At 43.1% G+C, this 15,031-nt stretch carries 14 protein-coding genes and 1 tRNA gene; 1 reads left to right on the forward strand and 14 read right to left on the reverse strand.

The genetic code is table 11. The annotated features are described in order from the left end of the window. Positions 1-2: 2 nt before the first annotated feature. The 3 genes from grpE to hemW all read right to left on the reverse strand — a co-directional run bounded on the left by grpE (position 3) and on the right by hemW (position 2,926). The gene (gene grpE / locus EJE48_RS00950) at positions 3-566 is read right to left on the reverse strand and encodes a nucleotide exchange factor GrpE (RefSeq protein WP_118581758.1); all 564 of its coding nucleotides are present in this window, start codon (positions 564-566) and stop codon (positions 3-5) included. A 24-nt stretch (positions 567-590) separates the two neighbouring features. After that, positions 591-1,640: a heat-inducible transcriptional repressor HrcA gene (gene hrcA / locus EJE48_RS00955; protein WP_118581631.1), complete on the reverse strand. Its 1,050-nt coding sequence runs from the start codon at positions 1,638-1,640 to the stop codon at positions 591-593. Positions 1,641-1,789: 149 nt separating this feature from the next. Further along, entirely contained in the window at positions 1,790-2,926 is a 1,137-nt protein-coding gene (gene hemW, locus EJE48_RS00960) for a radical SAM family heme chaperone HemW (protein ID WP_118581634.1), read from the reverse strand. A gap of 308 nt (positions 2,927-3,234) precedes the next feature. Here hemW and EJE48_RS00965 point away from each other — a divergent pair. After that, a tRNA-Ser gene (locus tag EJE48_RS00965) sits at positions 3,235-3,320 on the forward strand. A 40-nt stretch (positions 3,321-3,360) separates the two neighbouring features. Here EJE48_RS00965 and EJE48_RS00970 read toward each other — a convergent pair. The 11 genes from EJE48_RS00970 to trkA form a co-directional block, all read right to left on the reverse strand. Next, positions 3,361-4,521: a tyrosine-type recombinase/integrase gene (locus EJE48_RS00970; RefSeq protein WP_118581637.1), complete on the reverse strand. Its 1,161-nt coding sequence runs from the start codon at positions 4,519-4,521 to the stop codon at positions 3,361-3,363. 102 nt (positions 4,522-4,623) lie between these two features. Continuing rightward, positions 4,624-4,857: a helix-turn-helix domain-containing protein gene (locus tag EJE48_RS00975; RefSeq protein WP_016407131.1), complete on the reverse strand. Its 234-nt coding sequence runs from the start codon at positions 4,855-4,857 to the stop codon at positions 4,624-4,626. A 27-nt stretch (positions 4,858-4,884) separates the two neighbouring features. Next, positions 4,885-5,292 (reverse strand): hypothetical protein, encoded by a 408-nt coding sequence (locus EJE48_RS00980; protein ID WP_016407132.1) that lies wholly within the window; start codon positions 5,290-5,292, stop codon positions 4,885-4,887. A 271-nt stretch (positions 5,293-5,563) separates the two neighbouring features. Further along, complete coding sequence (locus EJE48_RS00985) at positions 5,564-6,994, reverse strand: hypothetical protein (protein WP_016407133.1); 1,431 nt, start codon at positions 6,992-6,994, stop codon at positions 5,564-5,566. A gap of 329 nt (positions 6,995-7,323) precedes the next feature. After that, positions 7,324-7,560 carry a helix-turn-helix domain-containing protein gene (locus EJE48_RS00990; RefSeq protein WP_016407134.1) on the reverse strand — a complete coding sequence of 79 codons (237 nt, stop codon included), beginning with the start codon at positions 7,558-7,560 and terminating at the stop codon, positions 7,324-7,326. Beyond that, on the reverse strand, positions 7,557-7,991 hold the full coding sequence (locus EJE48_RS00995; protein ID WP_118581640.1) for a sigma factor-like helix-turn-helix DNA-binding protein: 435 nt from the start codon (positions 7,989-7,991) through the stop codon (positions 7,557-7,559). Before EJE48_RS00995 ends, EJE48_RS00990 begins: the two co-directional genes overlap by 4 nt. A 257-nt stretch (positions 7,992-8,248) precedes the next feature. Beyond that, positions 8,249-9,031, reverse strand: coding sequence for a stalk domain-containing protein (locus tag EJE48_RS01000; RefSeq protein WP_160117287.1), 783 nt, complete (start codon positions 9,029-9,031; stop codon positions 8,249-8,251). Positions 9,032-9,267: 236 nt separating this feature from the next. Then, the gene (locus EJE48_RS01005) at positions 9,268-11,433 is read right to left on the reverse strand and encodes a response regulator (RefSeq protein WP_207667366.1); all 2,166 of its coding nucleotides are present in this window, start codon (positions 11,431-11,433) and stop codon (positions 9,268-9,270) included. A gap of 225 nt (positions 11,434-11,658) precedes the next feature. Further along, the gene (locus EJE48_RS01010) at positions 11,659-11,979 is read right to left on the reverse strand and encodes a hypothetical protein (protein ID WP_118581649.1); all 321 of its coding nucleotides are present in this window, start codon (positions 11,977-11,979) and stop codon (positions 11,659-11,661) included. Between the two features lie 69 nt (positions 11,980-12,048). Then, complete coding sequence (locus EJE48_RS01015) at positions 12,049-13,500, reverse strand: TrkH family potassium uptake protein (RefSeq protein ID WP_118581652.1); 1,452 nt, start codon at positions 13,498-13,500, stop codon at positions 12,049-12,051. Between the two features lie 24 nt (positions 13,501-13,524). After that, the gene (trkA, locus tag EJE48_RS01020) at positions 13,525-14,883 is read right to left on the reverse strand and encodes a Trk system potassium transporter TrkA (RefSeq protein ID WP_016407139.1); all 1,359 of its coding nucleotides are present in this window, start codon (positions 14,881-14,883) and stop codon (positions 13,525-13,527) included. Positions 14,884-15,031: the final 148 nt, after the last annotated feature.

The following is a 15,031-nucleotide window of genomic DNA, read 5'->3' on the forward strand; positions in this document are numbered from 1 at the left end:
ACTCAGTTTGCCACCTTAACCATACTGTGGCGAATCACCTTATCTTTATACTTATAGCCCTTCAGCATTTCCAGAATGACTTCGTTTTCACCATAGCTTTCATCATCCTCATGCGCAACTGCCGCGTGCAGGTTGGGGTCGAATTTCTCGCCCAGTGCCTTGATTTCCTCCACGCCCATGCTGTGCAGAATTTCCCGGAACTGCACCAGAGTCATTTTCACGCCCTTGAAGAAAGCATCGTCCGCATCGACCTTTCCTTCCTGTACCGCAACGGCACGTTCCAGATTGTCGATAACTGTCAGAAGCTTTTCAATGGTACTTCTTACGCCGTCATCATACATCACGGCTTTTTCTTTTATTGTACGCTTACGGAAGTTATCAAATTCCGCCAGTGTTCTTTGATATTTGTCCAGATTATCCGCAGCCTGCTGTTCCAGCTTCGCGATTTTTTCTGCCGTTTCATCCACAGCATCTGGAATCTCTTCTGCCTGAACTGCCTCAGCTTCCGCTGCTTCTGCTGCTTCTGCCGTCGTCTGCTGTTCCTCCAGAGCTTCGTCTTTTTTCATTTCTTCCACGTTGTTCCCTCATTTCTAAGTATTTTTATGGTTCCCATCGGATAGATTCCGCAATACTTTTTCAATGCTCTGCACCATTCCATTCAATACGGAAATAACCTGTGAATAATCCATTCGGGTTGGACCGACAATGCCAATGGTACCTCTTGTATTATCCCCCATTTTATACGTCGCTGTGATTACACTGCAATCCTGCATGCCCTGCACGCTGTTCTCACTGCCGATCATAATCTGGATATCATTGCCGGAGCTTTCCTTCAGCATCGTTACCAGCTGATCCTTTTCCTCCAAGGTCTGGATCAGAGATTTTGCCTTCTGGATATCCGAAAATTCGGGGAACGCCAGCATATTCTTGGCACCGCTCATGTGAACCTGTACCTTTTCCGCCGACCGCATCGTAATTTCAATCGCTTTGAGAATCGGCTGCAATAATTCCTGATACTCCTTCAGTTCTGCCTGCAGCTTGCTGACCACCACGCCATCGATTTCATTCAGCGCGCAGCCCTGCAGCACATTGTTCAAGCAACAGCCCATATAGAAGATTTTTTCCTCCGTTGGTGCGCTGTCCATCTTGATGACATGGTTCTTAATGAAGTTGTCACCCGTTGCGATGATAAGCAACACGGAGCTGCTGTCAAACGGAAGCAGGCGAATCTGTTTGATTCTCGTTCTCTGCCCGACAGGCTCCGAAACAAAGGTCGTGTAATTTGTCAGCAGGGACAAAGCCTTTGCGGATTCCTCCATCAGATAGTCAATCTGATTGATATCTCGCGCGACCACGCTTTGCAGATATTTCTTTTCCTCCGGCTTCAGCTCCTTCTGCTGCATCAGATGGTCTACATAGAGCCTGTAGCCCATATCGGAAGGAATTCTGCCGCTGGATGCGTGCGGCTGTAAAATCAGCCCCATTTCCTCCAGATCGCTCATTTCATTCCGAATCGTTGCAGAGCTGATACCTAAGTTATATTTCTTTGCAATGGTTCTGGAACCGACGGGCTCCGCCGTTTCAATGTAATCATTGATAATGGCCTGCAAAATCTGTATCTTTCTGTCACTTAATGCCATACCGTCGCCTCCTTTTTCTTTTATTAGCACTCGTTTAACTTGAGTGCTAACTTCTGTATATAAAGATAGCACTAGCCACCGAAGATGTCAAGTGCTAATCTGAAATTTTTTATGATTTTTGAAAATGTTTACAATTCATTCATATTCTTTCATAAAAGGAACCGCTCAAACACCGCATTGCTCACATCAATCCCCCTTCTGCTCAGCCGCACACCGCTTTCGTCGCGCAAAAGCAGCCCCAGCTCTGCCAGCTCCTGTAATTCCTTCCCATAAACGGTGTCCATTTCCTTCCCGAATCGCTGTCGGAATCGCACAAACGAAACGCCCTCCGTCAGCCGCAGCCCCAGAAACATAAATTCCGCCAATGCATCCGTTTCTGTAATCAACTCTGTATCCTCTCTTAATAAGGAAGTATCTCCTTTCGCAGAAATATATTTTTGCAAATCATAGCTGTTGTGAAAGCGCTTTCCATCCATATAAGAATGTGCGCCCAAGCCCATCCCAAGGTATTCCTCCGCCTGCCAGTAAATGCGATTGTGGCGGCTCTGTCTGCCCACCTTTGCGAAATTGGAAATTTCATACTGTCCATACCCCCACTCCGCAAGGGTGTCCACTGTCCAGTGGTACATTTCTCTGTCCATCTCCTCCGATACCAATTCCAGCTTTCCGGTGCGGTAGCTTTCATAAAACGGCGTACCTTCCTCTATAATCAGGCTGTAAGCGGAAATATGCTCCGGCTTCAATGCCGCAATCTGCCGCACTGTTTCCTGCCATTGTGCCATGCTTTGCCCCGGCAATGCAAACATCAAATCTACATTCACATTCTCAAAGCCTGCCTGCCGCACCGCATGATAATTTTCCAGAAATTCCTCTATCGTGTGGATTCTGCCCAGCCTGTGCAGAATGGAATTTTGCCATGCCTGCACGCCCATGCTCAGGCGGTTAAAGCCCATTTTCTTCAACGCCGCCGCCATTTCATAGCTCAGCGTTCCCGGGTTCGCCTCTGTCGTCAGCTCTGCATCTGCCGTAACCCGAAAGCTTTCCCTAATCGCCTGCATCAGCTGTGCCAGCATAGGAATTTCCAGTGCTGTTGGCGTTCCGCCGCCAAAAAATACCGAAACAACCTCGCGATTTTCATACCGCTTGCCCTGCGCTCGGATTTCTGCCGTCAGCGCATCTACATACATCTGCATCTGTCCTTCCCTTCCTGCCCACGAGGGAAAATCACAGTAAAGGCACTTTTGTCTGCAAAAAGGGATATGAATATATAAACCGATGGATTCCATGCGTTTTCTCCTCCTCTCATTCTTCAAATGATATCATGCGCGCCGCGCTTTTTCAATCAAAGAACACTTCTCTGTATACAGACGTTGCATTTTCTTCCTTCTTCTGCTATACTGTTTAAGATAACCTTTGGAGATGTACCCAAGTGGCTGAAGGGACTGGTCTCGAAAACAACTGCTCCTTTTGGTACTCTCTTGCATGAAAACCATTGATTTTACTGGGTTTTTAGGGTATGATTAACTTAATATTTTTTGCTGTTCTCTCCCTCAGTTCTCTCCTTTTTCCGAGGTTCTGATGTTGAGATAAATGTGGAGACGTATCGAAGTGGTCATAACGAGAACGACTCGAAATCGTTTGATCCGCCAGGGTCCGTGGGTTCGAATCCCACCGTCTCCGTAGGAATAAGCCAGTAGTTGATTTTCGACTGCTGGCTTTTTTATTTAGAATCCATCCCCAAACCATTCAGCATTGCATCAGCCGAAATCAGTTTGGAACTGCAATCCAGATGTGCATAAATATTGGCTGTGGTTGAAAAATCGCTGTGACCAAGCCACTCTTGAATCTGTTTCATAGGAACACCGTTTTTCAAAAGCAACGACGCACAGCTATGCCTGAGATCATGAAAACGGATATGCCTAAACCCGTTTGCTTGCAGCAGTTTCGAAAAACTCCTTGTCACATAACTGGGTTTGATTAAATCACCAATTTCATTTACGCAGACATATCCCAGATATTCTTTGATATAACTTCGTCCGCATAAACGACGATTTTCCGCCTGCTCCTCTTTTAATGCAAGAAGTCTTTCCTTCACAAAAGGGACAAGCGGTAATGTTCTCCTGCTGGATTTTGTTTTCGTGGTATCAGACGCAACGATAACTTTTTTACCATCTACATTGCATTGCGTAACCGTATGCCGTATCACAATGGTATTCTCTTCAAAATCAATCGCATCCCATTTCAGACCAACCGCCTCACTGCGGCGTAATCCATAAAAAGCACCAAAAAGAATCGGCAACTCCAACTTTGTTCCTTTCGCTGCTTCAAAAAGTGCATTGATTTCATCCGCATCATAAAAACTGCCTACATACTGTTTCCTTTTTGGGCGCTCCACCTTATCTGCCGGATTTACCTCAATCAAATCAATCTTCACAGCATATTTCAGTGCTTTATGAATATTGGCATGATAATGAATGACCGTTGAGGCACTGACCCGTTGCAGCTCATGAAGGTAAAACGCTTGAATGTCTTTTGCCGTTAAACCTTGAAGTGTAATTTTTCTTTCTCGGAAGTAAGGTATTATATTTTTATTAACGATTTCCGAATAAGAAGAATATGTCGGAACCGCAACCGATCCCTTGATTATATTCAGCCAACTTTCCATATAATCCGAAAATAACATATTCGCCTCTATCCGCTTTGGTTCATCCGGAACAAAATCACGTTTTATATCTGCCAGAATTTTTTCAGCACGCCTTTTATTTCCTTTTACGGGCAATCCTGTAGATACCCATTTTGATTTCCTTTTTCCGGTATAATCCTTATAATTCAATACAGCGTAATAGTAACCTTTCTTTTCAGTAAGATGTCCTGCTACCATAGTAAATACTCCTTTCCATAAAGCAGAAACACCTACCTGTACCTGAATTATATTATAACAGAACTTCACTGCTTCTCAAAAAAATCCAAGCTGTATTCTTCATTAAATAGATGTTTCTTCTCCGCCGATACATAAATATGTAAAAAGATGTGCCTTCGGAATACGATATGCCCTGCCTACCTTTAAACAGCAAATTTTCTTTTCCCGCAAAAGTCGATAGCCCGTTTTCGTACTAATCCCGAGCACCTCGCACATCTGCTCAACCGTCATGATGTCCGGATACTCTTTCAGCATGAGCTTATAGGCATCTTTTTGAGAAATATTCGATTTTCCCATGTATCTCACCTTCCTTTTACCGTTACCTCAATCTTCACTAAACATAAGAAAGGGGAAATCCTCCATTGATAAGGACTTTCCCTTTCCTATATTTTTATAAAGCAATAACCCTGTGTCTCCGCTTTCTGCAATTACATACATCGTTTTGTTTTTTTGCTGATTGAAATGAAATCTCCAATAAATATAAATCTCTTGCAGACGGCAAAATGCCCATAGGAATCCCACCTGTCCCCTCTTGGCGACCTGCTCCCATTGCCTGCGACGGTTGTTATCACGCTCGGACTGTGGCTGAACAGAAGTTTCTTTCAATGTTGCCTGCAAGTTGCGTATTCGGTTTTCAAATGTCCCTGCGAATTTACCTCGCATATAATATCCCGACAGAAATTTAAAAAAATCGAATTTTTTTGAAAATATTAAAAAATTTTTTAATCGCATAAGAAAAAGCCACTCCTGACGAAATGGCTTTTTCTCTATCGAATTACTATCTTAGCAAGTTACCGGCAAGTTAATATTATTTATTTCGTAATAGCTCATTCTCTATAAAATGTTGAAAATAAGCAGTTTTTTTAATTATCACATAATAACAATATCTATTTTTGCAAGTTACCAGCAAGTTAAATTTATGCTCAAATAGGAATATACTTCATATACCTTGGTGCTGTATTTGGATCTAAAGATTTTATATAATTTAATTCAACAGCTTCCTTTAAGAACTTTTATCTTTTTCTTCATTGTCATTTTTTCCATCGGTGTCAATGGTCTCTCCAATCATTTTGTCCGCACCAAATAGATCCGCAAATCGTTGGTTTTGTTCAGCTAATCTTCTTACTGTATCCATTGTCGGAGTATTAACTATATTATTTATTTGTGATAAATAACTAAAATCTGGTAGATTTATATGTGCATTAAGTAATGCATTTTGCTTTGCAGTTGCTATTGCCATTTGATTACCTACACTTCCTAACCGGCTTGCAACATCCAAATATGATGTATCTGGAAAGTGAGAATTTACATTAGTAGCAACTTTCATCCGTTCCGCAATATTCCCCATAATCTGAGATTGTTTTCTAATTTGCTCCATTTGGACACTCATTGCATTACTAAGTTCTAAAGAAGGGATTATACTTGATACATCAATTTTAGGAACTGCAGATTTAATAACTAATTCTCCTAATGTAGATAGTGCTGGCTTCATCTTTTCAATCCATCTTGGAACAGACTCTCCCAATACTTTAACAAGCATATTCCCAAAAGCTGATACTACATCTTCTAATCTGGTTTCAGTATAAATATCTTCCTCAAGAACATTTATCGCTTCCACCAATAATTTATTGACACCTTTTAATGATTTCCTTACTTTTTCGTACTCATCACGAGTCATCCTCTTATTATGCATCACTGTATTCCTATGTAGTTGTAATTCATCAATCTTTTCTTTGAAGTTCTTAAATTGTTTATACTCTGAAAAAAAACGGTTCCACAAAGATTCGCTTCTGCATTGATTAACAATATTTATCATTTCTTCTCTTGTCAGTTTTTCAATATTTGTTTCCGAAAATTCTTGTTCTATCACTTCAGAAATATTCCTTCTACAAAATGATGTAAACAGATACTCTTTAAGTTGTTCATAAGTCAACTCATTCAAAGCGCTCTCAACCATTTTGGTTTTATTTCCCTTCCCCTTTAGTGAATCCTGCAAGCTTTGGCTAAAGGAATTATCATACCAATCAACGCCAAATATTTTGATTATAGTAATATAAACCAATTCTCGTATTCTTCTTTCAAATATACCAAATAGCGGCATCAACTTACAACAATATAGCTGAGATACCTCATCATATGATATGACTATATTCCAGGTTTTCCTGTGTTCCCCTTGAATAAGTCTATTAGTTGCAAAATCAAGATATTTTGCTGCTTTAACGGATGTCCCATCACAGCTCAATTTAAGAAAGACCATATTCTTTTCTTTTGAGGAAATCTTATATTGAATTTCCACATTATCATCTATATTAATTAAAAATGAAGAATCATTCACATCATTAAATAGTTTTTCAAAAAGTTGTCTTATCTGACGCTTCATTCCCAAATTAATATCACTGTTTTTCTTGGGAAGAATTATCAAATTCACTTCCATGAATAAATCACATCCTCTCTAATTAACATTAATTATATCTTCAAATATGACTTTTTTCTACAGAAAAACTCCATAGCCTAAACCAGAGTATTGTCCAACTTTCATATTAAATCACCTTAAACATCTTCTGAAACATCGGATTCTCTTTCTTCTGTTCAATATTCTCCTGTATATTTCTGAACTCTTTCGTTTCTTTTCTAACTTTATTACCACTTATTTCATTACATACAAAGATAAGCATAACATTTAGTCATACTTATCTAAAAATTTCCTTTATTAAAGATATTAAAGAATTTACTACCAGTTATTTATACAACTCTTTTATTACATCACACCGCCTCAAAATCCAAAATCTTCTCCAACAGCTTTGTCTCCAATCTGTTCTTCAGCTCATAATGAACAAAGAATTGTGTCATACCAAACTCATCTGTATACGGACGCAAGCTCAATTTCCTTATGTAGCTTTCATAATGGGCAAAAACCAAATTGATTGCATCCACATCTCCTTCGGAGGCTCTTTTTACAATTTCATATTCAATCAGCTTCTCCTGTTTTGTTTTTCTCATTCTTCATACTCCTCCATAAATTTTCTCATTTTTTTCAAATTATTGTTTTTGTGGTAGTTGACCGTACTCTGCCCCAAATGTAGCATTTTTCCGATTTCTTTATCCGTCATTCCTAAGAAGAATGACATCAAAACGATATTCCTTCCTTTTTCGGTCAGTGACAAAACAGCTTCGGCTATAAGCATATTTTTAATGGTAATATCAAAACCCATAACCTTAATTGAGAAAATATCCTTTATTTCTTCCTGCCCCGCCTTCTTATGCTCTAAATCATAGCCATGGATAAGCATAAGCTCAGAAAATAAAATCTCTTTTGCCATTTTTCTTAAAATCATTTTTTTGTAATCTTTCATTTCGCACACAAGAACCAGTTTGCAAAAACTGTCAAACTGATGCTCGATACGTCCTTTATCAGAAGGAGATAATTCCATAGGACTCACCTCCTTCCGTTATTTAGCTTTGAAATTTCTCCCACTAAATATCCCGAAAAAATGAAATCAAGTATCGAATTTTGCGAAAAAAATTCCATAAATTTTTGGATAGAAAAATTCCTGTTCGGCTCTTAATATCACATAAAGAGGATTTATTATTGTAATTTCATCATAAAACATGACTGCGATAGGCATAAAAAAGGCGTTCACCGTTTCCGATGAACGCCCAACCTACTGGTTATTCGTTTTATTTCTATTTATTTTTCTGTTTTCACAGGGGTTACTGCTTTCGTAATGGTTACTGTTTTCGTTTCAGCATTCCAAGCGGTTGTTGCGCCAAGCTCATCTGCCACGAAGCGAACAGGAACGAAGGTACGGCTATCGATGATAACGGGAGCAACGCCGTATTTTTCAATCGTCTTGCCGATTGTCATCTTAATTTCCTTACCGTCAATCACGAGAGTAACTTCTTTTGTTTCTGCGTTCCAAGCAACCGTGCCGCCCAGAGATTCTGTTACAAATCGAATCGGAACCAGAGTTCTGTCGTTCATGATAACAGGTGCAGCGTCCTTTTCGTAAGCCTTACCGTTTACGAACATCGTCTTGCTGCCAATCTGCATTACTACGACTGTCTTCATTTCCTCAGCGGGCTTGCCGGGTTTGGATGCAGTCTGCTTAAATGCAGCCTTTACTTCCACCTTAGATGCAGGCATGGTAAAGGTATATTTGCCATCGCCCTTATCGGTCAGCTTGATTTCCTTGCCTGCCTTATCGGTTGCCTTGATTGTATCAAGCGCATAGCCATCGTTTGCCATTGCTGTAATGGTTACAACGCTGCCCTTTGCCGCGCTCGTCTTATCGGGTGTAACCTTGCCGTTATCTGCGGGAGAAACGGCTACGGCATATTTTGTTACGCCGCCACCACCGCCGCCGCCTGTGGAGCCGCGCCCGACGCATTCATGGATGTGCCGGAGGGCAGCTACTATGAGAAAGCGGTTGACTGGGCGAATCACCGCCGGCACAGGTGATAATTCCTTCATGCCGGACGGCATTTGTACCCGTGCGCAGATTGTAACCTTCCTGTACCGCGCTCGCAGCATGTAATGAATGGATGCTTTTATACCCGCTAAAATGCTAACGGATAGAGCATCAATATGAAAATGCCGAACCGTCCGAACCGAGGTTATCGCCCCGATTTGGGCGGTTTGCTGTTGGTAATAACCAAAAAGGGAAACTCCTTCTGTTAAGGAATTTCCCTTTTCTCTCTTATAAGCACTCACCGTTTCACATGCCGACGGATGGCATCCAGCAGCTCCTGCTCCTGTATGGGCTTAGAAAGGTGCTCCACCATACCAGCCTCTCTGCTCTGTCTCACATCGTCATAAAATGCGTTTGCCGTCATAGCAAAAATGGGAATCTCCGCCGCATCCACGCGATTCGTTGCATGGATTTCCTTTGCTGCCGTCAGCCCATCCATCACAGGCATCATCACATCCATCAGGATTACATCAAAAGTGCCAGCCGCCTTCGTACGAAATACATCCACGGCCTCCTGTCCGTTATATGCCGTTGTTACAGTGATTCCTGCCTTTTTCAACAGGAACTCCGCAATCTCCATATTTAACTCGTTATCCTCCACCAGCAGCACATGCACGCCCTCCAGAGAAGCAGCATCGGCAGGCTTTGCGTCCTCTTGTGGCTCCGTATAATCAACATCTATTCGGAATGGAATCGTCACAGAAATTGTTGTGCCGACATTCTGCTCACTTTTCAGAGAAATCGTTCCCTCCATCAGCTCTACCATCTGCTTCGTGATGGCAAGTCCAAGCCCCGTACCGGTAAAGGTTGTCCGTGCGTCCGTATTTTCCTGCGAAAACGGTTCAAAGGCATGCACGAGAAATTCCCTGCTCATGCCGCGCCCCGTATCCGTACAGGTGAATTTTATCACCGCGCGCCCATCGGAATACGAAACATCCTCAGAAGCAAACGTGACTGCTCCGCCTGCGCGGTTATATTTCACCGCATTGCCGCCGATATTCTGCAAAACCTGTTTCAGATAAAGCGGACTGCCAATCAAATGACGATATTTATGCTTCCCCATCTGCATCTGAAAATGGATGGCATATTCCTGCCCCTGCATCTCAATGATACTCGCTGTTTCTGTCAAAAGCTCAATCAAATCAAACGGCTTATTTTCCGGTTTCATTTCACCGGATTCCAGCTTATTCATATTCAGCACATTATTAACCAGCTCCATCAGAAAGCCGGATGCCTGCATTACCTTATGACGGCACTCCGCCTGCTTTTCCATGTCATCCGCATAATACTCGGCAATCGCAGTCACGCCCCGAATCCCATTCAGCGGCGTGCGAATATCATGGCTCATGCGGCGCAGAAAATCCGTCTTTGCTATGTTGGAGGTACGCAGCTCGCGCCCCTGCCGCTCCAGATAATTGATGTAGCTTCTTGTCACTCGCGTGAGCAGCAGGAGTGCTGCAATCAGAATGAGCGCAAATTCTGCCATAGAAAGCGGTAAGGTTTTATTCGCGGCACGAATTTTATAGGAAACGAGAATATCATATTCCCCCATTTTTTCATAGACAACATAACGGCTGCTGCTTTGGAACGAAACCGTTTTCTGATAGCGTTTTTCTTCCTCCAAAGAATCCTGTATTCTGTCTTCAGGGAAAATCTCATACCCCAGTATATCATCATTCGTTGCGGCAAGCACCGTTCCTGTTGCATTCTCCACAACATAAATCGACATCCCTTCAACCAACGGCAACCGCCCCACAATCTTGCTGATATCGCTGCTCTGCATCCATTCCAGCAATCTGTCCGGCGTTACGCCAATCTGCACCAGTGCATTGTCATTTTCTGCCCAGACCATCGCATACATCATAGGCTTGCCCTCTGCCGTATTCGGCGTTACATCCTGGCAAAGGGAAAGCGTGTGGTCAGAAAGCATAGGCTTGAAAAAACCGATCTGTTCCCCTGAATCCATTGTAAAGCCATAATATTTAGGGACAGATCCGTTAATGATTTTACCTTTTTCATCAAACACATGCACCTCGTCCACCCCTAACAGCTTCGCCAGCGCAACAAAATCATCTGCTTCCTTGTAATCCTCCCAGCCATGCGCAATATAATCCGCCGCGATATTCGCCCGAATAGTATATTCCTCCTTCAGCGTATCCTCTAGCTGCTGAAAGCTCCTTTCATTTTCCGTAATCAGCTCCTTCATCTGATCCAGCATCAGTCCGCAGGACTTCTGTGCATTTTGCCTGTTGTTCGCAAACTGCAAAAGAGAGCAGCCAATAAATAAAAACAGAAAAATCAGAAGTGCCGTGATATTCATACGATGTGATCTGCGTTTCTGTCCCATATCCGCCTGATTTGTCTGCCGGTCTTTCTTTTTTTCAATCCTTCCACTATCTGCCATGTTTTTCTCCTCATTGCATAAGCCAATCTGTATCGAATCCTGTTTCATAGATATCTCTCAAATTATCATAGCACGCTGATATTTTATTTACAACTTTTATTCATAAATCCGAACTATTGGCTCATATATACAGCAGCAATCAGAGCAAAGCTCTCTGCGCAGCGGATAAAGGGCACCCCAATAAAGAAAACATTCGCATATTTTAACAAAGCCTTAAGTTTCTATTCACACTTTGTCCATATTTTTACAGTATACTACAAAAGAAGTCGAAAGGACGCCCCCTTTTACTTCCGCCTGCAGTCCCCTTCCCCGAAAGGCTGCAGGCACCCCTTCCCCTATTGGAAGAAAAATATTGAAAGAAAAAAACAGACAACTACCTATATTTGGTTTATCATAGTAATATACCCTCCCCTTTACAGAAAAAGCAGCCCAAACAGGCTGCTTTTTCTGTAAAATCGAAATCAGGGCACCCACATGCAACAACGCAGAGCCCATCTCAAAAATACTTCGTATTTTTTCGTTGTGGCGCTCGCCAAATATCTGCAATAAAAAGAACAGCCTATCATGCAAGCATGTAAGCTGTTCTTTTTATTGCAGATGCTTGGCTCTGCGTTGTTACATGTAGCTCTTTCTCCAGATGGATGGAGCGAAAAGCATAATAATCGGGAAAATTTCCAGTCTCCCCAGCAGCATATCCAAGCAAAGCACAATCTTTGCGAAGCCGGAGAAGAAGGAAAGGTTTTCAACAGGCCCTGCCATAGCAAGTCCCGGTCCGACATTACTCAGGCATGTTGTAACCGCAGTCACATTCGTAATAAAGTCGAAATTATCCAGCGAAACCAGCATGAACGACCCCAGCAAAATGAGCACATACAGAATAATAAACCCTGTCACGCTGCGAATAGAATCCTCATCCACCTTATAGCCGTCCAGTTTAATCAAGTTAACGGAGCGCGGGTGCACAATATGGCTGATCTCCCGCCGAATCATTTTCAGAAGGATTACAAAACGCGAAACCTTAATACCGCCCGCGGTTGAACCGCCGCATGCCCCCAGAAGCAGCAGGCAATACAGAAGCGTCTTGGAAAACTCAGGCCAGAGGTCGAAGTTTGCCGTTACGAAGCCCGTTGTACTCATAATTGCCGCCACCTGAAAAATCGCATGGCGGAAGGAGCCCTCCACCGTTGGATAATACCGAGAAATATCTATGGTAATCAGCGCTGTCGCAATGCAGACAATGGCAATATAGTAGCGCAGCTCCTCATTTTTCCATACATTCTTAAAATCCTTCATCAGCATCAAATAGAACAGGTTGAAGTTCACCCCGAACAGCAGCATAAATGCCGTAATGACATATTCAAAATACGCACTATTGTATTCCGCAATGCTGCTATTTTTTACAGAAAAGCCGCCTGTCCCCGCTGTCGAAAGGGCATGCACCACGCTGTCAAAAAAGGGCATTCCACCTGCAAACAGCAAAATCATCTCCACCAGTGTCAGTACAATATAAATCGTATACAGGATTTTTGCTGTCGATTTTACCTTTGGCACCAGCTTGGAAACCAGAGGTCCGGGTGCCTCCGCCTTCATCAGATACATCGTGCGCTCGTCCCCAAGGGGCATAATTGCAAGCATAAATACCAGAATCCCCATACCGCCAATCCAATGCGTAAAGCAACGCCAGAACTGAATACTTTTCGGCAGAGTTTCAATCTCCTGCAAAATGCTTGCGCCCGTTGTGGTAAAGCCGGATACCGTTTCAAAAAAGCAATTTACATAGCCCGAAATAGAGCCGCTCAGATAAAACGGCAGTGCCCCCAGAACGGACATCACAATCCACGAAAGTGCAACCACAACAAAGCCCTCTCGCCCATAAATCCGCTTATTTTCCGGCTCACGGCTGACCAGAACCGTCCCTACCATCAGGCAGGCGATAATGGTTGCGACAAATGCCGATGCCGCCTTTGCCTCCTGATACCATATAGAAACAAAGGCAGGCACTGCAAGCAGGGCAGCCTCTATTCGTATGATATTGCCCAGAATATAGGCAATCATATTAAAATTCATAACCCTTCACCAAATTTCAATTTATTATTTCAAAATATCCTTCAAGTCCGTCAAATGCTTATTTCTGGTAATAATAATCACGCTGTCATCCACCTCAATCATGTCATTACCGCCCGGAATAATAACTCTGCCATTGCGGATAATCGTTGCCACCAGAACCTCGCTTTTCGTCTTCAAATCCTTGAGCGGCACACCCACTACGCTGGATTTTTCTCTTACCTTGAACTCCAATGCTTCAATTTGCTCATTTACCAGCTTATGCAGCGTTTCTACGTTACTGCTCCCTGCGGAATTCTGCATCGCGCGCACATAACGGACAATATTATTTGCCGCAATCATCTTCGGCGAAATAAAGCCATCAATATCCAGCGCATCCAGAATTTCATCAAAGGAAATACGGTTGATTTTCGCAATCACCTTGGAAACCTTTTTCGCCTTGGCATAAAGCGCAACTACGATATTTTCCTCATCCATCCCTGTCAGGCAGACCAGAGCATCCGTCTTTTCCAGACCCTCCTCCTGCAGAGTTTCCTTATCCGTCCCATCTCCGTGAATCACAACCGCTTCCGGCAGCGCCTCACATAGATATTCACAACGCTTATAATCCAGTTCGATAATCTTTACGCGCACATGAGAAAGAATCAGTGCCTTTGCCAGATAATACGCCATTCTGCCGCCGCCCAGAATCATGACCGATTTTACCCCCGTACGGAACAGACCGATGGTACGGAAGAATTTTTCAATCTCACTATGTGATGCGGTCAGGTTGATTTTATCCCCTGCCTGCAATACAAAGTTACCGTTGGGGATATGCACCTCTCCTGCTCTCTGCACCGCGCAGATCAGAACCTTTACCTGAAACTCCTTATAAATCGCCCATAGAGGCATCCCATCCAGCACACTGTGGGGCGGAATCTTGACCTCTACCAGCTCCACACGCCCTCTCGCAAACACCTCGATTTTCAAAGCAGAGGGGAAGCGCAAAAGACGCAGGATTTCCGTTGCCGCCGCAAATTCGGGGTTTACCGTCATGCTCAGTCCAAGTTCTTCCTTCAATTCGTTAATCTGCTCATAATATTCGGGGTTACGCACACGGGCAATCGTATGCGGCACGCCCAGCTTTTTCCCCAGCAGGCAGGCAAGCATATTTACCTCATCCGCGGAGGTTGCCGCAATCAGCAAATCTGCCTCAGGCACACCTGCTCTTTTCTGGACAAGCATGCTTGCGCCGTTCCCCTCCACACTCATAATATCCATCGTATTGGAAGCATTATTCAGAACACTTGTATTATTATCAATTACAATGATGTCATGTCCTTCACCGGAGAGCTGTCTGGCGATAGTGCCGCCGACCTTACCGTCCCCTACGATTACAACCTTCATGCTGTATCCTCCTTATCCTTTAAGGAAATTTTCTGACATTCTTCAATCCATCAAGCTATCATATCACTTTATTCCCAAAAATACAAGACTTTTCCAAGCTGCATGGCAATGAAAATCTCTGCCGCCCCGCAAGTAAAAAGGAAGCCTT

The organism is Anaerotignum faecicola, from assembly GCF_003865035.1.
In the GTDB taxonomy this organism is placed as follows: Bacteria; Bacillota; Clostridia; order Lachnospirales; family Anaerotignaceae; genus Anaerotignum_A; species Anaerotignum_A faecicola.